Consider the following 22,289-nt stretch of genomic DNA (forward strand, 5'->3'; position numbering starts at 1 on the left):
ATGCCCGTCTCCGTGCCGCTGGCCCGTCGCGTCATCAATTACGTCAATATCGCGCATCTGTTCGACCATATGTTCATGCTGATCTTCCCCACTGCCGTGCTGGCGATGGGGGCGGATTTCGGCAACAGCTATGGCGAGCTGCTGGCGTTGTCGATCGGTGGCTTCATCGCCTTTGGCGCCGGCTCGATCCCGTCGGGCTGGCTCGGCGACACATGGAGCCGGCGCAACATGCTTGGCGTCTTCTTCCTCGGCATCGGCGCTGCGGCGATTTTCACCGGCCTGACCTCGTCGATGATCACGCTCGCGATCGGCCTGACGCTGATGGGGCTGTTCGCCTCGATCTATCATCCGGTCGGCACCGCGATGCTGACCGCCCATGCCGATTCGCTCGGCTCCGAAACGCTTGGCCGCGAGCTTGGCCTGAACGGCGTGTGGGGCAATGTCGGCGTCGCCTGCGCGGCATTGGTCACCGGCGCCATCGCGCAGTTCCTCGGCTGGCGCTTCGCCTTCATTCTGCCCGGCGCGCTCTCGATCCTGTTCGGCATCGCCTATCTCGCCATGGTGCCCGAACATGCCAGCCCGCCGCGCAAGGGCAAGCCGCAGGTGAAGGTGCCGCGCGCCATCGCCATCCGTGCCTTCGCCGTGCTGGCGGTGGTCGGCGTCAGCGGCGGCGTGGTATTCAATGCCGCCACCATCGTTTTCCCCAAGCTGTTCAGCGAACGCATGCACGACCTGATCGGCACGCCGGTCGGTATCAGCATGCTGGTCTTCGTGGTCTATCTCGCCGGCGCCATGGCGCAGCTGATCATCGGCCGTCTGGTCGACCGCTACACTCTGAAACAGATTTTTGTCATCGTCTCTTTCCTGCAGGCGCCGTGCCTGCTGCTGGCCGGCATCACGGAAAGCTGGTGGCTGATCCTGCCCTGCCTCGGCGTGATGTTCGCCGTCTTCGGCCAGGTGACGATCAACGACACCATGGTGGCGCGCTACACCTCTGACGAATGGCGCGCGCGCGCGTTTTCGCTGCGCTACCTGCTGTCGTTTGGCGCCAGCGCCACGGCGGTGCCGCTGATAGCGCTGGTCTATGAGCGCGGCGGCGGCTTCGACACGCTGTTCGGCGTGCTGGCTGCGCTGGGCCTCAGCATCTTCCTCTCGGCGCTGGTCTTTCCCGGTGGATCACCCACCGAGGAAGCCGAGACAGTGTCTTCAGCGGCTGCGCCGCAGGTCAGCCGTGCCTAGCACGGCGCCGCCGATGATCAGCGCGCAGGCGAGGATCACCGGCAGCGTCAGGGCGCCCTGACCGAAGACAATCAGCAGCAGGGTGGACAGCAGCGGCGCGGCATAGGCCATGGTGCCGAGCGCGCGCACATCGCCGCGCTTCATGCCGTGGTCCCAGCAAAAGAAGGCCAGCCCGACCGGGCCAAGACCCAAGGCGACAACGGCGGCCCATTCCTGAATGTCCGCCGGCCATGACGTGGTCTCGAACATGAAATGCCCGATCCACGACAGCAAAGCCGTAGCGGCGCAGAAAGCGCCGACCGCATCGGTCGGCACGGCGGCAAAGCGCCGGCTCAGCACGGAATAGATCGACCAGGTGAAGGCGCAGGCGAAAGCGGCGGTGTAGCCCGCCGTGTAACGCCAGTCGAAACCGAGTTCGCCCTTGCCGGCGATCAGGATGACGGTTCCCGCGAGGCCCAGACCGGCGCCGGCAAGATGGAACCAGCGCAGGCGCTCGCCCGGCAGCAATGCCGAGAACAGCACGATCAGCAGCGGCCAGAGGTAGTTGATCAGGCTGGCTTCTAGCGGTGGCGCCAGTTTCAGCGCGAGGAAATACAGCGCGTGATAGCCGAACAGGCCGCCGACGCCGAGCGCCCAGGCCGCGGGCGCAAGGCGGAAGTGTTTCAGCACACCCTCGCCACGGATTGTCCACATGATCACGGCGGCCAGCGCCGACAGGCTGAAGGTCATGGCGGTGAGCTGCAGCGCCGGCACGCTCGGCGTCAGCGTGGTGAAAAGGGCGAGGGCGGCCCAGAGCCAGATGGCGATGGTGCCGATGAGAGTCGCGCGGAGGCGTGCGGAAGACGCGGACACGGTCATTGTTTTCTGAATCCAGCGAAACGGACTAAGAGACGCGGCAATGCCCCATGCGTTTTTGGGCGCATTGCGCAGGTGTAACAAATATGGAGGCCGCCGCCGGGACCCCGGTTTTAGGAAAAACCGCCGTTCAGATCAAGTCAGGCCTCTGTTGCGGCCTCGAGCCGGTAGAACAGGGGCGAGGCCTCATCCTCCAGCAGGCGCAGGCGGCCGCGAATCACCAGTGGGCCATCTGCATCGGCAACCGGTTCGGCGGCCTTCACCGCCATCATCCGGTTCAGCTCGCCCATCATGCAGCCGGGGCAATGGAACTGCAGGGCGCCGAACATGAACTCGCTGTGCCGGTCGGCATCGGTGAAGGGCATCATGTAGCCGGCCAGTGCCACCTCCTGGCCATCCAGGGCGTGCAGGTCGGCGGGGAAGCGGCTGATCCTGCCGTCGCGGAACATGCTGGCGCCGGCACGGGCCAGCTGGCTCCAGTCCAGCGTTCCATCCACCACCGGCGGACCGAGCCGCAGATGAGCAGGCGCCTCCTGCAGCGACAGCGCCCGCGCGGGGCTGGTGGCAGCCGTGCAGGCAAAGCCGGCGGCGGTAGCGGCGAGGAACTGGCGGCGGCGCATGGCAGGCCTCATGGCTGAATTGGTGATGTTACATTATATCATTTAGGCTGCGTTTCAAGGAACTGCCGGCGGAGGCCCTCCCGCGCAGAGGTCTATCCATCTTTTCCGCCGTATAAGAAAAACTCATGCCGGGCCAAACGGCTGCGAGCTATAACGCAGGCAATGAGTTTCGCATCCTTTCCCGGCGGAGATTGGCGCCGCGACGGCTGGCCGCTGGTCGCCATGCTGTCGGTCGCCCAGTTGGTCTCCTGGGGCACCATCTTCTACGGCTTCCCGCTCTTCATCGCCTCGATGGAAGCGGAGCTGGGCTGGAGCCGCAGCCTGCTGAACGGGGCGCTGTCGCTGGGCCTGCTCACCGCCGGTTTCGCCGCCTACCCCGTCGGTCGCATCATCGACGTCTATGGCGGCCGGCTGGTCATGAGCCTTGGCTCGGCGCTGGCGGTGCTGCTGTTCGTCGCCTGGGCTTATGTGCGCGACCCGGTGCTGTTCTATGCGATCTGGTTCGGACTGGGACTGGCGCAGGCCTGCACGCTCTATACGCCGGTCTTTGCCGTGCTGACGCGGCTGTTCCCCGACAGCGCCAAAATACGCATCACCATGCTGACACTCACCGGCGGCTTCGCCAGCACGGTGTTCACGCCGTTGATCGCCTGGTGGATCGAAAGCCTTGGCTGGCAGACCGCATTGCTGCTGATGGCCGCGTGCAATCTGGTCTTCTGCCTGCCGGTACATACGCTGCTGCTGCGCGACCGGGCCAGGCCGCCGGCGAACGACGCCGCTGCACAGGTAAGCGACAAGACTCCCATGCAGCGCGCTCTGCGCAATCCGGTCTTCTGGGGCCTCGCGGTCTGTTTCACCTTCTATCTGCTGGCGCATGCCATGCTGATCTTCCACTTTCTGCCGATGCTGGCGGAATATGGCGTGGCGCTGGCCACCGCCGTGGCGATCATCACCGTGATCGGCCCGGCGCAGGTCGGCGGCCGTATCCTGCTGCTGTTCGGCCGCAGAATCGAAACCGTCGCGACCGGCTACATCGTCATGGCTTTATTCGTGCTGGCGATGCTGCTGCTGGTGTTCTTCCCGTCAGCCGTGCCGGCACTGTTTGCGATGGCAGCGGTCTATGGCGCGGCGAATGGCATGATGACCATCCTGCGCGGGACTTCGGTACCGGACCTGCTCGGACGCGAAGGCTTCGGCGCGATCAGCGGCGCGCTCACGCTGCCGGCCAGCATCGCCGCCGCCGTTGCGCCATCGCTCGCCGCCCTGATCTGGCAGGCCACCGGCGGTTATGCTGCGGTGATGCTGACCATGCTGGTCGCCATGATAATCTCCGCCGCCGGCTTCATTTTTGCCGTAAAAGCGCGAAATAACGCCCCGTAGCCGCATTGCGGCTATGCGTTTTCTGCAGCTTGACGAAAATCGCGAACAGGCAGAGCATCCGCGCCGCATTCGCACAGTGAATGCCTTGCGACAGGCAACCGCCTCTCCCTCTCCCCGTTGTGACATCATGACCATGCATTGGCTGAGCCTGGAAAGGCTCAAGCGCCTGTTTCTGGGCGCACCTCTCGATCCGCTTTCCCCCAAAGTGCGTCAGCATATCGCGCTGGCTGCCTTCGTTGCCTGGGTCGGCCTCGGCGCCGACGGATTGTCTTCGGCCAACTACGGCCCCGAGGAAGCCTTCCTCGCGCTCGGCGAACATACGCATCTCGCGCTGTATCTCGCGGTGGCCACCGCGCTCACCGTCTTCATCATCGCGTTTTCCTACAACCAGGTGATCGCGCTGTTTCCCAATGGCGGCGGCGGCTACAAGGTCGCCACCGAACTGATCGGCAGCCATACCGGCCTGCTGTCGGGCTCGGCGCTGATCATCGACTATGTGCTCACCATCGCCATCTCGGTGGCCAGCGGCGTCGATGCACTGTTCAGCCTGGTGCCGCCGCAATACCACATGTGGAAACTGCCGGTGGAATCGCTGGTCGTGCTGTTGCTGGCAGGCCTGAACCTGCGTGGCATGAAGGAGCCGATCGCGCTGCTGGTGCCGCTGTTCCTCGGCTTCATCCTCACCCATGCGGCGCTGATCGTGGTTGGCATCGGCCTGCATGCCGGCAACCTGCCGGCCCTGATTCCCGACACCATTGCCGAAACCCGCAACTTCTCGGCCGAGATCGGCATGGTTGGCGTGATCGCGCTGCTGCTCAAGGCTTTTGCCATGGGTGGCGGCACGTATACGGGCATTGAGGCGGTCTCGAACAATGTGAACATGCTGCGTGAGCCGCGCGTGCGCACCGGCAAATGGACCATGCTCTACATGGCGCTGTCGCTCGCCTTCATGGCGGCCGGCCTGATCGTGCTCTATCTGCTCTGGGGTGTGGGCAAGGAGCATGGCCGCACGCTGAATGCCACAGTGTTTGAATCCGTGCTGACCGAGCTGACCGGCGGCGGCCATATCGTGGCGATCGCACTGGCGATCACGCTGACCTTTGCCGCCGCCCTGCTGTTCGTGGCCGCCAATACCGGCTTCCTCGGCGGCCCGGCCGTGCTGGCCAATATGGCAGTTGATCGCTGGATGCCGCACCAGTTCAGCCAGTTGTCCGACCGGCTGGTGACGCAGGATGGCATCGTCGTGATGGCGGTGGCGGCCATCGGTGCACTGTGGATCACCGGCGGGCAGGTGCATTTCCTGGTCGTGCTCTATTCGATCAACGTATTCCTGACCTTCTCGCTCTGCCTGGCCGGCCTGTGCCGTTACTGGCTCACCCATCGCAGCGAGAAACGCTGGCCCTTCGGCCTGGCGCAGTCGCTGCTCGGCTTCATCGTCACCTTCGGCATTCTGATGGTGACGCTGGTGGAGAAGTTCGCCGATGGCGCCTGGTTCACCGTGCTGGCCACCGGCTTCGTCTTCCTGGTCGGCCTGGCGATCAAGCGCCATTACGACAGCGTCAACCGCCAGCTGGCCGAAGCAGACGCGCTGTTCGGTAATAGCCATGGCGCCGTGCCCAAGCGCGATCTGGTGCCCGATCCGAAGGCGCGCACCGCGGCGCTGTTCCTGGGCTCGCGCGACGGCGTGGCGATGCACACGCTGCTGGCGGCGCTGACCCTGTTCCCCAACCAGTTCAAAAACGTGATCTTCCTGACTGTTGGCGAGATCGATACCGAGCAGTTCCACGGGCAGGACAAGGTCGCCCGCATGCAGGCCGAGATCGACACGCGGCTGCAGCGCTTTGCCAGCTGGTGCGAACGGCATGGCATCGCCACCGACGCTTACGTGGCCTTTGGCACCGAAACCGTCGAACTGCTCGACAAACTGGCTGGCGAGGCGCTGCAGACATACCCCAACACGGTGTTCTTCGCCTCGAAGCTGCTGTTCCGCAGCGACAACGTTTTCACCCGCCTGCTGCACAACAGCACGGCCCTGTCGCTGCAGCGCCTGCTGCATCTGCGCGGCATGCCGATGGTGATACTGCCCATGAAAGTATGAGCGGGAAGGTGTGAGTGCTGAAATAAAAAAAGCCCGCCGAGAACCGGCGGGCTTTTGTGAGTTAAAGCTAGCTTCGCTTTTTTAACTCTGGAATTCGTCAGCGCTTCTTAGCAGCTTTCCGCTTCGGCGCGGCTGCCTTCTTTAACTTGGCGGGTGCCTTCGCGGCCTTTTTCTTCACCGGCGACTTTTTTGCCACAGGCTTGCGGCTGGTCTTTTTCGCGGTTTTCTTCGGTGCAGCCTTCGGGGCGGGGATCAGCCCGGCGACGAAGTTCGGCAATGCGAAAGCGGCGAAATGGATTTCCGGATTGTAGTAGCGCAGCGCCGGCAGCTTCGCCTTGTCGAACCGGGCAAACACCTGGCGCGGATCGACATCGGTGATGTCGCGGTCGCAGGCCCAGGTCATCGACATGAAGCCGCAGACATAGGTCGGCACCACGGCCAGATAGCTGCCCGACTCCGCCCAGATCTTCTGAAACAGCTTGATGGCTTCGGTCAGCTCCGGGCCCTGCATGTGCGGCACGCCGTTCTGCGCCACCAGGATCGCATTCGGCTTCATCACGCGACGGCAGTTGCGATAGAAGCCCTCGCTGAACAGCACAGTCGCAGGCCCGACCGGATCCGGGCGGTCCACGATCACCAGGTCGTAGCGGTTCTTGGTCTCGGCCACATAGGCCGCGCCGTCGCCGACGATCAGGTTGGTGCGCTTGTCAGAGAAGGCCTTGCCGCAGATTTTAGGCAGGTACTTCTTGGCGACCTCGATCACCTCGCCATCGATCTCGACCATGGTGGCGCGCTTGACCGACGTGTGCTTCAGCACTTCTTCCAGGATGCCGCCGTCGCCGCCGCCGATGATCAGCACGGACTCGACCTTGCCATGCGCCAGGATCGGCAGATGGGTCAGCATCTCGTGGTAGACGAACTCGTCTCCCTCGGTGCACTGGACCACGCCGTCGAGCGCGAGGATGCGGCCGAAACGCCCGCTCTCGAACACGCCGACATTCTGGTATTTCGAGCGGCCCTCGAAGAGAACCTTCTTCACCTCGTGACTCTGGCGGAAACCCTTGTACAGGGTTTCGTTGAACCAGGTGGTCACAGGACGAGGCCCCGTTTCAGCTCAGTGCACTGGATGTTGTCGGGCAGGAAGGCGCGCCGCAGCACCGGAATCGCCTTCTGCGGCTGGCAATCGCCGCAGACGAAGACGTCCAGCGCCGCATAGCCCTTCTCGGGCCAGGTGTGGATCGACATATGGCTCTCGGCCAGCACGGCCACGCCGGAGATGCCGCCATTGGGCTCGAAATGATGCAGGTCAATGTTCAGCAGGGTCGCGCCGATTTCCGAGACAGCTTCGGTCAGCGCCTGCTTCACCAGTGCCAGATTGTCGAGATGCTTGCCGCCCCACAGATCGATGATCAGGTGCATGCCGGCATAGCGCATCCCATCCTTGCAGATGAAATGCTCGTCGGCCGCCGCCTGCTCGGTCTGAACGGCATGGAGGGCGGGCTTCAGGTTATTCTTGCTCATGGAACTGGTCTCCACCACGGGGATTGCTTTTCCACAATCCTGAAAAAAAGGTGCACCCCCGGTGACAGTAAGGGGGTATCCGATTGGCAGAGAGACTGTTGGGAAAGCCCCGTGGTTCCGGTCGGCGCCAGGTAGAATACCGACGGCCAGTTCGCAACTTTCCAAACAGTCTCAAGGAGGGGGGTATGGGGCCATTTCCCCCCCGATGCAAGCGGAATCGACCCCCCGGTCGGCCCCCCGGGGGATTTTTTTTAAGTTATGGACGGGATGTCACAATTTCCGGCTTTTCAGCGGGTTTTAATGTGACGTTCCGCCGCGGTTTTGCGACTTCAGAGATAGCTGCCGGCGAGTGTGAAAACCGAGCCGTTCAGCCCCAGCTTGAAGCGTGCCACGCCGGCGCCGCGCTGGGTGTCCACGCCGCCCAGATCGAAATCGGTCACACCCAGACCGCGCAGACTCAGCATGGCCTGCCACAGCAGGCGGTAATGCGCCTTCACCAGTCGGCCGGCTTCGTTGCTCCAGCCCATCGCGTAAGTCGCGGCCTGGCCATGGCGCAGCACCAGAATGCCAGCGAGCGGCCGCACGCGGCCCTGATGGGTGCCGGCATGGGCCCAGAACAGCAGCGCGTCCTCGCCGTCCGGGCGCGCTGCCTTCGCCGCGTCAGCATAGGCGGCGTAAAAGCGCGCATCGGGGCCGCCGAAGCCTTCTTCCAGGCGATGCTGCGCATGTTCGCCCAGCAGGGCTGCGAAAGCCTCATCGTTCCAGCTGCCGGCCGCGATGCTGGCGGTTTCCATCAGCAAAGCGGATTTCTCGGCGGCTTTGAGCGTATTGCGCCATTTGCCATCCAGTTCGCTGCGCAGCTTTTCCGGCGGCGGACGCAGATCGCAGCGGATCGAGGAATAGCCGGTCATCATCGGCCGCAGGCCGAGCTGCGCCATCACGGCGTCCGATTCCGCGCCGCCATTCAGTTCGGGCAGCCACCACAGCAGGCATCGCTCGCGCCAGGGATAGATCTGCCGGACCAGCGCCAGCGCGGCCTCACGGTCGGCGCGCGGCAGGCCCGGCACGAACAGCGGCCCGCGCACGATGCGCACGAAACGGCCCAGTGGAGGGACGCGGCGCACGAAAGCCTGCACGAGGCCGGCAACGCTGCCGTCATGGCGTCGCAGCAGCCAGCGTTCGGGCTGCACCCTGTCGCGCGTCACGGCCGCCGTGGCGGCGCCGTAGCACCAGCTCTGTTCCAGCACGCTGAAACGCAATGCAGTCTGTGCCGCGGCCCAGTCGGCCGGAGTGGTGCAGGGGTGTAACTGCATTGTCAGATGCCTGGTTTCCCAACGACAGGCAGGCCGACATGACTGGACGGCGTTCGGGCGAAGATCTGGCAGGCCATCAGCATGTCGGCGTTTTCATGATCGCTGGCCAGCGGCAGCCAGATCGCTTCGTAATCATACCAGCGCTCGTCGTAGAACTGCTTGTTGTGGACCAGCACCGGCGCCGGGTCGCGCGCCAGCATTTCCAGCCGGCCGAGCAGCAGCGCGCGGTATTGCAGCAGCGGCAGTTCATCCAGAAAACGGCCGGTCATATCGAAGCCGTCGCGCGCCACGATGGCCGAGCCGATCAGGCGGTAGCGGAATCGAAAGCCCCCGTCTGCCTTGGGGTGGATCTCGAAAATCGTGATGCCGCCCAGTGCCGGCTTCATGTCGATCGGATCGAGCTCGTTGCGGGCCGGAAAGCGATGCATGCCGCGCTGACGCTGCCAGTAATCATGCAGATGCCGGATCGCCGGCTCGCGGCAGTCCGCGGCCGTGAAGTCACGCCGCAATGTGCTGGCGGTCGAGAATGTCGAACGGCCGGGGGCCGGATCTCGCGAAGGGGTGTCCGTCATGCCGCCAGCTTTGACGCCTTGCCGGGGCCTGTAAAGCCTGTCGGCCCTGTCGCGAAGTCTATCGAGTCGATCCGGCATTGGTTACAAAGACGGAATGCCCCGTCTCGAGCGAATCCATGGCCTGGCAATTCCGGCGCCGCGTTTCACACGCTGGGCGCTGGTCTATTTCCTGAAATTCGTGGCTCTGCCCGGCCTGCTGCTGCTGCTGCTGGCGGATGTGGCGCTGTATTTCGTGTTCCGCCACTGGCTGGACGCCTGTTACGGCGTGCTCTGTTTCTTCCAGTAAAGCTGCCGGAAACGAAAAACGCCCGGCCTTGAGAGGCGCGGGCGTTTTTAGAGGATTTGGTGGAGCCAAGCGGGATCGAACCGCTGACCTCCTGCATGCCATGCAGGCGCTCTCCCAGCTGAGCTATGGCCCCATAAAATCACGGACTTAAGGGCAACCTGGCGGTTGACTTGGGGTCCGTCGGCGGGGGCGGACCATAAGCCGCCCCCGGTAGGTTTGCAAGGGCTTCGTGGGCCTGAAAAACCGCCCACGAAACCGGTGTCCTTAGCGTTCTTCAGTATCGTCCGTCGGTGCGTCGACGTCGATTTCCTCGGCGACGTCGTCTTCCTCGAACTCGTCGGCATCCTCCAGGATGTCGTCGCCCAGGCCGGTATCCTCGACTTCATCCTCGGCATCCGGCACCGCCACCTTGGGCACCACCTTCTTCGGTTCTTCCACCTTGGCCGGGCGGCGCGAGGACTTCACCGGCACTTCCGGATTGAAGAGGGCATCGCATTTCGGGCAGTTGATCGGCGACTTGTTCAGATCGTAGAAAGCAGCGCCGCAACTCAGGCAGCGGCGCTTGGCGCCCCATTCGGCTTTAGCCATCGAGCAAATCTCCATGTATCGGCGACCGGGAAAAACAGGGCCCGGAGGCGGCAGCCGGCCGGCTGGCCGGAGCGGCGCGATTGTGTTAAAGAAGCGCGCCCTGTCAACCCGTTACAGCCGGCTTTTTTCGCAGCCGTCTGCCGTCGCCCGGACCATTTCCCGCCATGACCGCCAGTTCCGACCAGACCGCCCGCCCGTTCCGGTCCCGCCCCGCTGCAAAAGCCCTTGCCGGCACGGCTAAAGTGCCGGGCGACAAGTCGATTTCCCACCGTTCCCTGATTTTCGGCGCGCTCAGCGTCGGCGAGACCCGGGTCAGCGGGCTTCTTGAGGGTGAAGATGTGCTTCGGACAGCGACCGCCATGCGCGCCATGGGCGCCGAGGTGGAACGGCTGGGAGACGGCAACTGGAAGGTCTGGGGCGTCGGTGTGGGGGGCTTAAGCGAGCCGGCCGACGTGCTCGACATGGGCAATGCCGGCACCGGCGCGCGCCTCGTGATGGGTCTGGTCGCCAGCCATGATTTCTCCGCGACGTTCACGGGCGATGCCTCGCTGCGCCGCCGGCCGATGGGCCGCGTGGTCGAACCGCTCACCCGCATCGGTGCGCGTTTCGTCGGCCGCAGCGGCGGGCGTCTTCCTCTGACAGTGGTGGGGACTGCACACCCGCTCCCCATCGAATACGAACTGCCGGTGGCCTCGGCGCAGGTGAAGACTGCCGTGCTTCTTGCTGGTTTGAACGCACCCGGGATCACCACGGTGATCGAGCCCGAGCCGACCCGCGACCACACCGAAAACATGCTGCGCCATTTCGGTGCCAGCGTGGAGGTCGAGAAAACCAAAACCGGCGGCCGCATCATCCGTCTGGCCGGCCAGCCCGAATTCAGGCCGACCACCATTGCGGTGCCGGGCGATCCGTCCTCGGCGGCATTCCCGATGGTGGCGGCGCTCATTGTGCAAGGTTCCGAGATCACGTTGCAGAATGTCGGCCTCAATCCGCTGCGCACCGGGCTGTTCACCACGCTGCAGGATATGGGCGCCGATTTCAGCTTCGCGAATACGCGCAGCGAAGGCGGCGAGCCGGTGGCCGATATCACCATCCGTCAGTCGGCCCTGAAGGGCATCACCGTGCCGGAAGAGCGTGCGCCCAGCATGATCGACGAATATCCGATCCTGTTCGTGGCGGCCGCCTGCGCCGAAGGTGACACCATCGTGCGCGGGGCAAAGGAGCTGCGCGTGAAGGAAAGCGACCGTCTGGCCGTGATGGCGCGCGGGCTTAAAAGTTGCGGCGTCGATCTGGAAGAATTCGAGGATGGCATCATCATTCGCGGCAAGGGCAAGCCGCCGCAGGGCCTGGCTGCCGGCGAGGTGATCGCCACCGAACTCGATCACCGTATCGCAATGTCGTTCCTGGTGCTCGGCATGGCGGCGAAAGACGGCGTCACCATCGATGATGCACGCGTGATGGATACCAGCTTCCCGGGCTTTGCCGATCTGATGCGCCGGCTCGGCGGCGATCTGCAGCTGGCGAACTGACGGTTTCTAGACTTTCGTCGGCTTCAGGATCAGCCCCAGCGCGGTGGCGACCAGCAGCAGCGCGGCAAATTCCGGCCAGCGCGGCTCCTCGCCCAGCATCAGCATGCTGGAGAACACCCCCACCACCGGGATCATCAGCGTCGACAATCCGCTGATGCCGGCTGGCAGCACGCGCACCAGCACGTTCCAGGCCCAGTAGCAGAAGACAAAGCAGACCGTGGCGTTGTAGAAGGCCGACATCCACGGCCAGAGCGAATAGACATACCAGCGGTCGAATTCCAGCAGTGGCGCCATGAAGAAAATCGGGATGCCGCCCAGCACCATCTGCCAGCCGACAAACGGCACCGGCGTCATCGGCACCTGCCAAAGCTTGGTCAGCACCGTGCCGATCGCCCAGCAGATCGCCGCTGTTAGCACCAACAGCACGCCCAAGGGTGCGGCCATCATCGCCTCCCACTCGCCGCCGACCAGCACGACAAGGCCGGCCATGCCGAGGCCGAGGCCGGCCAGCTTCCAGCCGGTCAGCCGCTCATGCAGCAGCAGCGCACTCATCGGCACCAGCCACAGCGGCATGGTGAAGGCGAGAATGGTGGTGCGTCCCGCTGGCAGCATCGACAGGCCATAGAGCACGAAGACATTCCAGCCGGTGATGTTGAACAGGCTGATCCAGGTCATGTGCAGCAGGTGGCCGCGCGGAATGCGCAGCGGCATGCGCTTGAGCAGCGCGATGGCGAACAGGCCGATGGCGCCGCCGCCGAGGCAGAGCGCGCGGAAGGTGAAGACCGGCATCTCGTTCAGCGCGATCTTCATGATCGGCCAGTTGATGCCCCAGAAGAAGGTGAGCAAAGCCAGCAGGCCGAGCGAATAGGCGGTAATGCCTTGCGGGGGCGCAGCCGTTGCAACGGGCGCATCAGTGTCTTGACTGGTCATGACGGGGCGGTTGGCTTTCGTTTGTGCGCTGACAAACTAGTGTCCGGGACCCTGTATGACTAGGGCCCGCAGGGCTAGAGGATCTCCAGCACCTTTTCCGGCGGGCGGCCGATCACGGCCTTGCCCTTGTGCACGAAGATCGGCCGTTCCAGCGCGATGGGATGCTCTGCCAGCGCCTTGATCAGGGCGGCCTCGCCGGCTTCCGTGTCGATGCCGGCCTCAGTGGCTTCCTTTTTGCGCAGCACGTCCTTCGCGCCCAAGCCAAGCTGGCCGAGCAGTTTTTTAAGCGTGGCCGCATCCGGCGGTGTCTTCAGATATTCCACCACCTGCGGCGACAGGCCCTCGGCCCGCAGCAGTTCCAGTGCCTGGCGCGATTTCGAGCAGCGCGGATTGTGATAGAGGATACCATCGGCCATTTGCTGTCCTGTCGCCGCAATTTCGCCAAGAATGATGTATTAACGGGTACTTAGGGCATCGCCGCAAGAGTTGCAATTTGATGACCGTTGGCTAAATAGAGGGTCATGGCCGGACACTGGACACTGGACGATATCGCTTGGGATGCCTTCGATCCTGCCCGGGTCGATCCCGAGCTGCTGCGCGCCGTCAAGGCTGCGGCGCTGGTCGAGCATAACGCCGACGATTACGTCACGTATCTGTGCAATGTCTTTGCCGACGACCCGCTGTTCTGCGACGCCGCGCGGCAGTGGGGCATCGAGGAGCGCCAGCATGGCACCGCCCTGGCGCGCTGGGCCCAGCTGGCCGATCCCGCCTTCGACCCCGACCTGGCGATGCAGCGTTTCACCGATGGCTACCGCCTGCCGCTTGAGGCCACGGCTTCAGTGCGCGGCAGCCGCAACGGCGAGCTGGTGGCGCGCTGTGTGGTGGAATGCGGCACGTCCAGCTTCTACAGCGCGATCCGCGACGCCACCGATGAGCCGGTGCTGAAGATGGTGGCGGGCAAGATCGCCGCCGACGAGTTTCGCCATTTCAAATTGTTCTACGATCACCTGCAGCGCTATCAGCAGGCGCAGCCGATGGGCCGCCTGCGCCGTCTCGCCATCGCGCTCGGCCGCATGCAGGAAGCCAGTGACGATGAACTTGCCATGGCCTACTGGTGCGGCAACGGCTGCGAAGGTAGCTACAACCGCGAAAGCCAGAGCGCGGCTTACGAAGTCCGCGCCAGCAAGGTCTATCGCTTCGGCCATATCCAGCGCGGCCTCAGCATGGCGCTCAAGGCCTGCGGCCTGGATCCGCAGGGCGCCTTCAGCCGCGGCTTCGCCGCGCTGGTCTGGCGCGTGATGCAATGGCGACAGCGGCGACTCGCCACCGTCGCTGTCTAGCCCGATTCGGGGATTTTCCCTGCAACTACAACTTTGCCTGTCCGGCCTGTCGGCTTAGACTGAGCCGGCATGATTGATACGGCTGCTCCGTCCACGCCGCCACCGCAGGGTCCGATCCCGGAATCGGAGCTCGATCCGCGCCTGAAGGCCCTGCTGGATTACTGGCGCGGCAAATGCAGCCCGGGACATCTGCCGGCGCGCGCCGATATCGACCCGCTGGAACTCCGCGCCCTGCTCGGCAACATCAATCTGATCGAGGTCGTGCCACAAGCCGACGGAACGCGGCGCTTCCGCTATCGCCTGTTCGGCACGGAATTCGTCTTCTATCACGGCGGCGATCTGACCGGACAATGGGTCGACGAGATCGGCAATGCGGTCTATCGCCAGCAGCTGGTCGGATTATACGAGCATGTCGTCGCCACCGGCGCCACGCCGATGCTGTCCTACGACTATATCCTCGATAGCCGGCGGCACCGGTTCCAGGCCGTGATCCTGCCGCTGGCCAGCAACGGCCGTGAAATCGACATGATCCTCAGCAGCGGCCTGCCCGTAGGTGTCTACTAGGCGCCCCAGAACTGCGCGCCGCACTGCAATAAAAACATAGGTTACCAAATGCTTCGCTTGTCGGGTCCCGTCGGCCGGCTAGGCTGCCGGACATGGTGCGACATATCACATCCGTCGCTGAATCGGATCTGGACGAGAGGCTGAGTGGCCTGATCGGCTACTGGGCGGGCAAGCGCCAGGGCCGCCGCTTTCCCGCGCGCGCCGATTTCGACCCGCTAGAACTCAAGCCACTGCTCGGCCATCTGCTGATGGTGGATGTGGTGCGTGGGCCGGAAGACGATCTGCGTTTCCGCTATCGCCTGTTCGGCAGCGAATTCGTGTTCTATCACGGTGCCGACATGACCGGCCGCTGGCTCGAAGACATCGCCAATCCCGGCTTCCGCGACGAACTGCTGGCGATCTATCGCAGTGTCGTGACTGAGGGCGAGTTGCGCACGCTGTCTTATGATTATTTGCGCGATGACCGCCGGCATCGCTTCCAGGCCGTGTTGCTGCCACTGGCATCCGATGGCAAGACGGTGAATATCGTGCTGGGCTGCGGCGTGCCCATTGAGAGTTTGCCTCTGGAGAACACGCCGATCTGATCAGTTCAGAGCGCGTGCTCGTCGAGCCAGTCGGCCACCATGGCAATCACGGCCTCTTCCTGCGGTTCGCCGAAGGTGAAGTGGCTCAGGTCCGGGATCTCGCGAAACACCGCGCGGCCGGGATAGCGCCGCGCCACCGCACGGCAGGTGGCCGGCGGCGTCACCTTGTCATCGCTGCCGCACAGCACCAGCATCGGCACCTGCAGGCGCCGCGCCGAGACATAACTCTCCGCTTGCCAGTCCATCCACCAAAGCAGGGTCTCATACAGCACGCGGCCTGACTCCGGGACCAGGCGCGCAAAGATGTCGCGCTGCAGGGCGGCAGGAATGCGGTCCATCGAGTATTTCGCCGCCAGCTGGAAATCCGGCACGACAGGCTTGTCCATGACATGGGCCTTCATCAGGCCGAAGATGGTGTCCACCTCCCAGCGTGTTTTTGGCAGGATGCCCCAGGGCGCCACCGGCGCCAGCAGCACGGCCGCACGGGCCAGGTTCTGTGCCGCCAGCTGCTGCGCCAGCAGGCCGCCCAGTGAATGCCCGATCAGCACCGGCGCGGGATGACCCGGCGGCGTCAGGCGATGGATCTCTTCAGTCAGCGCGGCGCGATATTCCGTCAGGCGCTGGCGTCTCAGATCGGGATGCGGATCAGCGCCGGCAAATTCGCTGCCATGGAACGGCAGGTCGGGTGCATGCGTCTTCCAGCCGCGCCGGTTCAGCTCGCCGCGCATCTTCTCGAAGACCCAGCCGCCGACGAAGGCTCCATGCAGCAGCAGGATATCGCCCTTCGTCATGCTACAGGCTCCTTGGCTGTCAGGTGCGAACCTTATCGGCGAATTCGGCAACGATCAGTTCATAGATCGGCCGCTTGAACGGCACGATCATGTCAGGCAGCTGGCGAAACGGCAGCCAGCGCCACAGGTTGAATTCGGGATGCGCTGTTTGCAGATTGATATCGGTGTCCTGCCCTTTGAAGCGCGCCAGATACCATTTCTGCCGCTGGCCGCGATACCGGCCCTTCCATACCTTGTCGGCCAGATCGGGCGGCAGGTCGTAGGTCAGCCAGTCGCGGCTTTCGGCGATGATCTCGGCCAGCTTTGCCGGCACGCCGATCTCTTCTTCCATCTCGCGCAACGCTGCCGTCAGCGGATCCTCGCCGGGATCAATACCGCCCTGCGGCATCTGCCAGGCCTCGGCGGTCTGGTCAATGCGCTGGCCGACAAAGACCAGGTCCGCATCATTCAGCAGCGCGATGCCCACGCCATCGCGGTAGGGCCGCGCATCGCGTCCGGCTGCTGTGCTCATACTGGCTCCTGACTGTAGTCGGGTTGGTTATTCAGGCGTCTGGCGATTGGCGATGGCTGATACCGGCGCCAGCGCGATGCCCTTCGCCTCCAGCCCGCGTGTCCAGGCCAGCAGGCGGTCGAGCGTGACGGGATAGGGCAGGGCACTGCCGATGGCGACGCCGTTGCTGCGCGCGGTGCGCTCCAGTTCTTCCAGTCGCGCATCGATGGTCTGTCCGGTCGGCTGTGTGTCGACCTGGCGATTGACGAAGGCATAGACGCCGCCGCCCTCGCGCACCACGCGGGCCGCCACGCTGCGCGGCGCGGTGCGCGCATCGACGAACATCAGGCCGCGTTCCTTCAACTTGCCGGCGATGGTGCGCATATGTTCGGGCGAGGATGTGTATTTGCCGCCCATCAGGTTGCTGAAGCCGATATAGCCCGGCACGCGCGACAGCACCCATTCAAAGCGCCGTGCATTCTCCTGTTCGCTCAAACTCGTCAGCAGCGTGTAGGGACCGGGATCGCTGGCCGGATAATCGAACGGCTCCATCGGCAGGCCGAGCAGCACTTCATGGCCCAGCGTGCGCGCCATCTCTACCTGCCTGGCGAGGTCGGGTGCATAAGGATTGAAGGCGAAGGTGATGGCCGGCGGCAGGCGTTCGGCGGCCAGCAGGGTCAACTGCGTGTTCAGGCCCATCTCGTGCAGCACGATGGCAAGCCGCGGCCGCGTCGCCGGTTCGTCGAAGGGGCGCGCATAGGCATTCCACGGCTGCCGGCCATCGCTGCCGATTTTCGGGATCAGGCCGCGTGGCGTGGTTTCGGCCAGCAGCGGATCGGGCGCAATCAGCAATCCACTGGGCAGCCGGCCGACCGCGGGCGGTGGTGCAGCGGCAGCGCTTTTCTGATCCGGCGCCAGTCGCGCTTCCGGCGGCAGGGCCAGACGGCCGACGCCGATCACGACTTCGGAGCCGGGCAGGAACGCCAGCTTCTCGCCGGTAGTGACCAGCCAGCCGCCGCCAGCCGCCAGCACCAGCAGCACGATGGTCCATGCCGCCATCAGCAGGCGGCGGTTCACCGTGCGCAGGTCTCCGCGCAGGAAGGGCGGCCACAGGATCAGGCCGATGATGCGGAAGAAAGTGGTGATCTTGTGCTTGAAGCCACGCTTGCGCGGCGGCTCGGCCGGCGGCGGTGCGTCTTCATCGCCATTGATACTCTGGATCAGGTCGGCGTCGGCGTGATGCTCATCCAGGATATGGCCATCACCGCCATTCATCTCAACGGCGACGGCTTTCTTGCGCCGGCCGCCGAACAGACGCTTCAGCAGACCCGGTTTCGGGTCTGCTGTCGGCCGGTCATCGGGATCGACATGAAGCGCCATTGCGGTGGGTCAGCCTTCTGCTGAGCCGCGCCGGATCATTTACGTGCAGTCGGCTTGGGCGGCGCGCGCAGCACTTCGATGGCGGCCTGCAGCACCAGGTCGGGGCCGTCCTGGCCAGGCGTCGGCACCTGATGCGGCGGCGTCACCTGGGCCGGCTCCTGCTTGTCCTTGTCCGACTTGTTTTCTTCGGTCTGGCGCGTGTCGGTCATCTGGCGGCGTTCTTTCAGCGCCGCGGCGATCTGGCGATCGCGCTCGTTCCATGCTTCGACATCGGCCGAGATGCCGACCTTGTCGATCGAGCGGCCCGACGGCGTGAAGTAACCGGCGGTGGTAAGCTTCATGCCGCCGAATTCACCGAGCGGAATCATTGTCTGCACCAGGCCCTTGCCGAAGGTGGTGTTACCCACCAGCACGGCGCGGTGATGATCCTGCAGCGCGCCGGCTACGATCTCGGAGGCCGAGGCCGAACCGCCGTTGATCAGCACCGCCATCGGCTTGCCGTCGGCGGCATCGCCGCGCTTGGCGTTGTAACGCTGGCCTTCATCGGCGGTGCCGCGCAGTGCACGGGTCGACACGATCTCGCCCTGGTTCAGGAAGCTGTCCGACACCGAGATGGCCTGGTCGAGCAGGCCGCCCGGATTGTCGCGCAGGTCGATGATGTAGCCCTTCAGCTCCGGACCCATCTCGGCCTTCAGCTTGTCGATCGCGGCCACCATGTCCTGCGTGGTGTGCTCGTTGAACGACGAGATGCGCAGGTAGCCGAACTCGCCTTCACGGCGAGACCGCACCACGCGGGTCTTGATCACGGCGCGGGTGATCTTCACGTCGAAGGTCTTGGCGGAATCGGCAGCGCCGCGGCGTACGGTCAGCACGATGTTGGTGTTGGGCGCGCCGCGCATCTTCTCGATCGACTCGTTCAGCGTCTTGCCCATCACCGGATCGCCGTCCAGATGCGTGACCAGATCGCCCGGCAGGATGCCGGCCTTCTGCGCCGGCGTGTCGTCGATCGGCGACACCACCTTGATCAGGCCGTTCTCCTGCGTCACCTCGATGCCGAGGCCGCCGAATTCACCGCGCGTCTGCACGCGCGCTTCCTGGAAGCTGCGCGGCGGCATGTAGACCGAGTAGGGATCGAGCGAGGTCAGCATGCCGTTGATGGCAGCCTCCATCAGTTCGTCATCCTTGGTCTCTTTGTAATAGTCGTTGCGGACGCGCTCGAAGATTTCACCGAACAGGTTGAGCTGCCGGTAGGTTTCGCTGGCCTGCAGCCCGCCGACCTTGCTGGGCGCCGCAAACAGGGCGACCGAGCCCATCAACACGAAGGCACAGACACCACCAAGGAGGAAATTGCGCATCAGCCGCTCACCTTTCTGTCGCCCGAGGCCAGCCAGGGTAACGGATTGACCGTTTCGCCTTTGCGCCTCAGTTCGAGATATAGGACGGGTTTTTCGCCTGGGGAGTTGGTCAACAGGCCGACCGGTTCGCCGGCAAGCACCCATTGACCGACAGAGCGGTCGATCCGTCCAAATCCCGCCAATAAGCTATGGTATCCGCCGCCATGGGCGATAATCAAGAGTTGCCCGTAGCCGCGGAAGGGGCCGGCAAACATCACTTTGCCGTCAGCGGGCGCGATCACCTGGGCGCCGGCGCGGGCCTCGATGCGGATTCCGCGCAACGGAACGCCGTTTTCGTCCGACTGGCCGAACCTCCCGGTGATGCGCCCGCGCGCCGGCAGGGCGGCCGAGCCTTCCAGCGCGGCATAGGCTTCCGGCGGATCAGGGGCGGTGCTGCCGCGCGGCGCAGCGGTGCCGGGCTGGCGGGTCCGCCGTTCGGCCTCGCGCCGCTCAGTTTCGCGACGCTCCTGTTCCAGCAGGCGATCAACCAGGGCGCGCAGGTCCTTGGCCTGGGCGGCCAGCTGGCTGCTGGTTTCTCGCGCAGAACCGCGCTCTTCCGCGGTTTGAGCCACGGCCGCCGTGGTTTCGGCCTGCAGGAATTCCAGCTCGCGCCGTTCATGGTCAAGCTGGGTGATCGCCTTGCCCAGCCGTTCCTGCTCGGTGGCCACGCCCTGGCGCAGCTTGGCCAGACGGTTCAGTTCATCGCGTAAGGACGCTGCCCGGTTTTCGATTTCCGGCACCAGTGCTGCCATCAGCTGGCTGGCGCGCACCATATCCAGTGCCGAACCCGGCGCCAGCACCATGGCTTCCGGCGGCTGACGGCTCAGATGCGCCAGGCTGGCCAGAGTCTGCGCCAGTTCGGCGCGGCGGGCGTCCAGCGCCTCGCGTGCGGTGCCTTCGTCGGTCAGCAGGCCGGCCAGCTTGTCTTCGCTCTGCGACACCAGGTCTTCCTGGATCTGCAGTTTTCTGGCGGCTGACACAAGTTTGCGCTGCAGCTCGCGCTGCTTCTGCGCCAGCTTGGCCGCTTCCTGGCCCAGTTCACGTTCGCGTTCACGGCTTTCCTGCAGACGCTTCTGCACATCCTGCAACTGCTGCTGCGGGGCGTTGGATTGCGCAAAGCTCGCCGTCGATCCGATCAGGATCAAGGCGGCGAGCGGCAGGATCAGCTTATGCAAGGCGGCGAGCGGCAGGATCAGCTTATGCAAGGCGGCGGGCAGTCGTCTGGGTGGAAGTACCGGCGACGGCAAGTATGTTGCCGGTCATCTCGGCCGGCTGGGCCAGACCGAGGAAATGCAACAGGGTCGGCGCGATGTCGCACAGGCGGCCATCCCTGGCCCGATACGCATCGGTGCGCGGGCCGACCAGCAGCAGCGGCACCGGATTGGTGGTGTGTTGCGTATGCGCCTGGCCGCTGGAGCGATCCAGCATCTCTTCCAGGTTGCCGTGGTCGGCGGTGATCAGCATCACGCCATCCATCTCGGTCACGGCTTTCTCAAGCTTGGCGATGCAGGCATCGATCGTCTCCGCCGCCTTGATCGCCGCCGGCATCGAGCCGGTATGGCCCACCATGTCGGGGTTGGCGTAGTTGACGATGACGAGATCGTATTTGCCCGACGTAATGGCTGCCGTCAGCTTGTCGGTCAGTTCCGGCGCCGACATTTCCGGCTGCAGGTCATAGGTCTTCACTTTTGGCGAAGGAACCAGAATCCTGTCCTCGCCAGAGAACGGCTGCTCCTCGCCGCCATTCATGAAGAAGGTGACATGCGCGTATTTCTCGGTCTCGGCAATGCGCAGCTGGGTCTTGCCGGCATTGGCCAGCACTTCGCCCAGCACATTGGGATAGCGCACCGGCGCATAGGCGGTCGCGAGGAAGGGGTTCAGTGCGGTGGAATATTCGGTCAGGCCGACAGCGCCGGCAAACTTGACGACACGCGCGCGATTGAAGCCATCGAAATGCGGATCGAGCAGGGCCGTGAGAATTTCGCGTGCACGGTCGGCGCGGAAATTCGCCATCAGCACGGCGTCGTTGTCCTGCATGCCCGTGAAGCCATCCAGCGCGGTGGGCGAGATGAACTCGTCGGTCTCGTCTGCTGCATAGCCCTGTTCGACGGCGGCTTCCGCCGTTGCGGCCGTTTTGCCTTTGGCATTGACCAGCGCGTCATAGGCCTGGCCGACACGCTCCCAGCGCTTGTCGCGATCCATGGCGAAGAAGCGGCCGGAGACGGTGGCGAAGGACACGTTCTTCGCATCGCCGATCTGCCGGCGGAAAATTTTCAGGAAATTCAGCGCGCTTTTCGGCGGCGTATCGCGGCCATCGGCGAACATGTGGATGTTCACCGCGAGGCCGGCGGCCGAGAAGATTTTCGCCACGGCGGCCATATGGTCCTGGTGCGAATGCACGCCGCCATCCGACAGCAGGCCGAGCAGATGCAGCCTGCCGCCGCTCGCCTTCAGCTTTTCGATCAGCCCGGTGATGGCGGCGTTGTCCTTCAGCGTGCCGTCGGCCACCGCATTGTCGATGCGGCCGAGATCAGGCACGGCAATACGCCCGGCGCCGATATTCATATGACCGACTTCCGAATTACCCATCTGGCCGTCGGGCAGGCCGACATCGCGGCCGGACGTGCCGACTTTGGCGAACGGGCGGGTGTCCAGCAGGCGGCGATAGTTCGGCAGCCGCGCCTGGGCCAGCGCGTTGTCGGTCGGGTCATCGCGCAGGCCCCAGCCGTCCAGGATGCACAGAACGACGGGTTTGCGGGCGATATCGGTCTTGGTCATGGCAATCAATGAAAAGGCTGAGGTTTCTAGGATTCTA

23 protein-coding genes and 1 tRNA gene are annotated in these 22,289 nt (G+C 64.4%); 8 read left to right on the forward strand and 16 right to left on the reverse strand.

Translation table 11 applies throughout. The features are described 5' to 3' along the window. On the forward strand, window positions 1-1,239 hold the full coding sequence (locus FNB15_RS08385) for an MFS transporter (RefSeq protein ID WP_246068824.1): 1,239 nt from the start codon (window positions 1-3) through the stop codon (window positions 1,237-1,239). On the opposite strand, the gene yddG is transcribed toward FNB15_RS08385, so the two are convergent. Together yddG and FNB15_RS08395 are read right to left on the reverse strand one after the other, a co-directional pair. Further along, window positions 1,207-2,097 carry an aromatic amino acid exporter YddG gene (gene yddG / locus FNB15_RS08390; RefSeq protein WP_144068266.1) on the reverse strand — a complete coding sequence of 297 codons (891 nt, stop codon included), beginning with the start codon at window positions 2,095-2,097 and terminating at the stop codon, window positions 1,207-1,209. The genes FNB15_RS08385 and yddG overlap by 33 nt on opposite strands. A 137-nt stretch (window positions 2,098-2,234) precedes the next feature. Next, on the reverse strand, window positions 2,235-2,714 hold the full coding sequence (locus tag FNB15_RS08395) for a hypothetical protein (RefSeq protein WP_144068267.1): 480 nt from the start codon (window positions 2,712-2,714) through the stop codon (window positions 2,235-2,237). 162 nt (window positions 2,715-2,876) lie between these two features. Between FNB15_RS08395 and FNB15_RS08400 the strand changes: the two genes are divergently transcribed. Together FNB15_RS08400 and FNB15_RS08405 are read left to right on the forward strand one after the other, a co-directional pair. Next, window positions 2,877-4,094, forward strand: a complete 1,218-nt coding sequence (locus FNB15_RS08400; RefSeq protein WP_144068268.1) for an MFS transporter — start codon at window positions 2,877-2,879, stop codon at window positions 4,092-4,094. A gap of 127 nt (window positions 4,095-4,221) precedes the next feature. Further along, window positions 4,222-6,192, forward strand: a complete 1,971-nt coding sequence (locus FNB15_RS08405) for an APC family permease (RefSeq protein WP_221932773.1) — start codon at window positions 4,222-4,224, stop codon at window positions 6,190-6,192. A gap of 97 nt (window positions 6,193-6,289) precedes the next feature. On the opposite strand, the gene speE is transcribed toward FNB15_RS08405, so the two are convergent. From speE to FNB15_RS08425, 4 genes are all read right to left on the reverse strand, one after another. Next, window positions 6,290-7,285, reverse strand: a complete 996-nt coding sequence (gene speE / locus FNB15_RS08410) for a polyamine aminopropyltransferase (RefSeq protein WP_144068269.1) — start codon at window positions 7,283-7,285, stop codon at window positions 6,290-6,292. Then, window positions 7,282-7,713, reverse strand: a complete 432-nt coding sequence (speD, locus tag FNB15_RS08415; RefSeq protein WP_144068270.1) for an adenosylmethionine decarboxylase — start codon at window positions 7,711-7,713, stop codon at window positions 7,282-7,284. Before speD ends, speE begins: the two co-directional genes overlap by 4 nt. Before the next feature lie 329 nt (window positions 7,714-8,042). After that, entirely contained in the window at window positions 8,043-9,026 is a 984-nt protein-coding gene (locus FNB15_RS08420) for a peptidoglycan bridge formation glycyltransferase FemA/FemB family protein (RefSeq protein ID WP_144068271.1), read from the reverse strand. A gap of 2 nt (window positions 9,027-9,028) precedes the next feature. Beyond that, window positions 9,029-9,598, reverse strand: a complete 570-nt coding sequence (locus FNB15_RS08425; protein ID WP_185973778.1) for a PAS domain-containing protein — start codon at window positions 9,596-9,598, stop codon at window positions 9,029-9,031. A gap of 94 nt (window positions 9,599-9,692) precedes the next feature. Here FNB15_RS08425 and FNB15_RS08430 point away from each other — a divergent pair, with 94 nt between their 5' ends. Continuing rightward, entirely contained in the window at window positions 9,693-9,884 is a 192-nt protein-coding gene (locus FNB15_RS08430) for a hypothetical protein (RefSeq protein WP_144068273.1), read from the forward strand. A gap of 57 nt (window positions 9,885-9,941) precedes the next feature. Here FNB15_RS08430 and FNB15_RS08435 read toward each other — a convergent pair. Both FNB15_RS08435 and FNB15_RS08440 read right to left on the reverse strand, forming a co-directional pair. Then, window positions 9,942-10,017, reverse strand: a tRNA-Ala gene (locus FNB15_RS08435). Window positions 10,018-10,148: 131 nt separating this feature from the next. Next, the gene (locus FNB15_RS08440; RefSeq protein ID WP_144068274.1) at window positions 10,149-10,472 is read right to left on the reverse strand and encodes a TIGR02300 family protein; all 324 of its coding nucleotides are present in this window, start codon (window positions 10,470-10,472) and stop codon (window positions 10,149-10,151) included. A 164-nt stretch (window positions 10,473-10,636) separates the two neighbouring features. On the opposite strand from FNB15_RS08440, the gene aroA reads away from it, so the two are divergent. Then, the gene (gene aroA, locus FNB15_RS08445) at window positions 10,637-12,001 is read left to right on the forward strand and encodes a 3-phosphoshikimate 1-carboxyvinyltransferase (RefSeq protein WP_144068275.1); all 1,365 of its coding nucleotides are present in this window, start codon (window positions 10,637-10,639) and stop codon (window positions 11,999-12,001) included. 6 nt (window positions 12,002-12,007) lie between these two features. Here the strand turns inward: aroA and FNB15_RS08450 are convergent, their stop codons facing one another. Together FNB15_RS08450 and arsC are read right to left on the reverse strand one after the other, a co-directional pair. Further along, window positions 12,008-12,931 carry a DMT family transporter gene (locus FNB15_RS08450; RefSeq protein ID WP_144068276.1) on the reverse strand — a complete coding sequence of 308 codons (924 nt, stop codon included), beginning with the start codon at window positions 12,929-12,931 and terminating at the stop codon, window positions 12,008-12,010. A gap of 74 nt (window positions 12,932-13,005) precedes the next feature. Next, a complete protein-coding gene (gene arsC / locus FNB15_RS08455; protein WP_144068277.1) occupies window positions 13,006-13,347 on the reverse strand; it encodes an arsenate reductase (glutaredoxin) in 342 nt (113 codons plus the stop codon). Window positions 13,348-13,452: 105 nt separating this feature from the next. Between arsC and FNB15_RS08460 the strand changes: the two genes are divergently transcribed. The 3 genes from FNB15_RS08460 to FNB15_RS08470 all read left to right on the forward strand — a co-directional run bounded on the left by FNB15_RS08460 (window position 13,453) and on the right by FNB15_RS08470 (window position 15,419). Further along, on the forward strand, window positions 13,453-14,271 hold the full coding sequence (locus FNB15_RS08460) for a ferritin-like domain-containing protein (RefSeq protein ID WP_144068278.1): 819 nt from the start codon (window positions 13,453-13,455) through the stop codon (window positions 14,269-14,271). Window positions 14,272-14,340: 69 nt separating this feature from the next. Then, on the forward strand, window positions 14,341-14,835 hold the full coding sequence (locus tag FNB15_RS08465) for a PAS domain-containing protein (RefSeq protein ID WP_144068279.1): 495 nt from the start codon (window positions 14,341-14,343) through the stop codon (window positions 14,833-14,835). Window positions 14,836-14,927: 92 nt separating this feature from the next. After that, entirely contained in the window at window positions 14,928-15,419 is a 492-nt protein-coding gene (locus FNB15_RS08470; protein ID WP_144068280.1) for a PAS domain-containing protein, read from the forward strand. Window positions 15,420-15,424: 5 nt separating this feature from the next. Here the strand turns inward: FNB15_RS08470 and FNB15_RS08475 are convergent, their stop codons facing one another. From FNB15_RS08475 to gpmI, 6 genes are read right to left on the reverse strand one after another with little or no spacing between them, the layout of a single operon-like run. Then, complete coding sequence (locus FNB15_RS08475) at window positions 15,425-16,210, reverse strand: alpha/beta hydrolase (RefSeq protein WP_144068281.1); 786 nt, start codon at window positions 16,208-16,210, stop codon at window positions 15,425-15,427. Window positions 16,211-16,229: 19 nt separating this feature from the next. After that, window positions 16,230-16,721 carry an RNA pyrophosphohydrolase gene (locus FNB15_RS08480; RefSeq protein WP_144068282.1) on the reverse strand — a complete coding sequence of 164 codons (492 nt, stop codon included), beginning with the start codon at window positions 16,719-16,721 and terminating at the stop codon, window positions 16,230-16,232. Window positions 16,722-16,748: 27 nt separating this feature from the next. Further along, entirely contained in the window at window positions 16,749-18,080 is a 1,332-nt protein-coding gene (locus tag FNB15_RS08485) for a divergent polysaccharide deacetylase family protein (protein ID WP_144068283.1), read from the reverse strand. A gap of 35 nt (window positions 18,081-18,115) precedes the next feature. Further along, a complete protein-coding gene (locus FNB15_RS08490; protein WP_144068284.1) occupies window positions 18,116-19,435 on the reverse strand; it encodes a S41 family peptidase in 1,320 nt (439 codons plus the stop codon). After that, the gene (locus FNB15_RS08495; protein WP_144068285.1) at window positions 19,435-20,679 is read right to left on the reverse strand and encodes a murein hydrolase activator EnvC family protein; all 1,245 of its coding nucleotides are present in this window, start codon (window positions 20,677-20,679) and stop codon (window positions 19,435-19,437) included. The genes FNB15_RS08490 and FNB15_RS08495 overlap by 1 nt, the downstream gene beginning before the upstream one ends. Beyond that, entirely contained in the window at window positions 20,672-22,252 is a 1,581-nt protein-coding gene (gpmI, locus tag FNB15_RS08500) for a 2,3-bisphosphoglycerate-independent phosphoglycerate mutase (RefSeq protein ID WP_144068286.1), read from the reverse strand. Before gpmI ends, FNB15_RS08495 begins: the two co-directional genes overlap by 8 nt. Window positions 22,253-22,289: the final 37 nt, after the last annotated feature.

This window comes from Ferrovibrio terrae, from assembly GCF_007197755.1.
Classification (GTDB): domain Bacteria; phylum Pseudomonadota; class Alphaproteobacteria; order Ferrovibrionales; family Ferrovibrionaceae; genus Ferrovibrio; species Ferrovibrio terrae.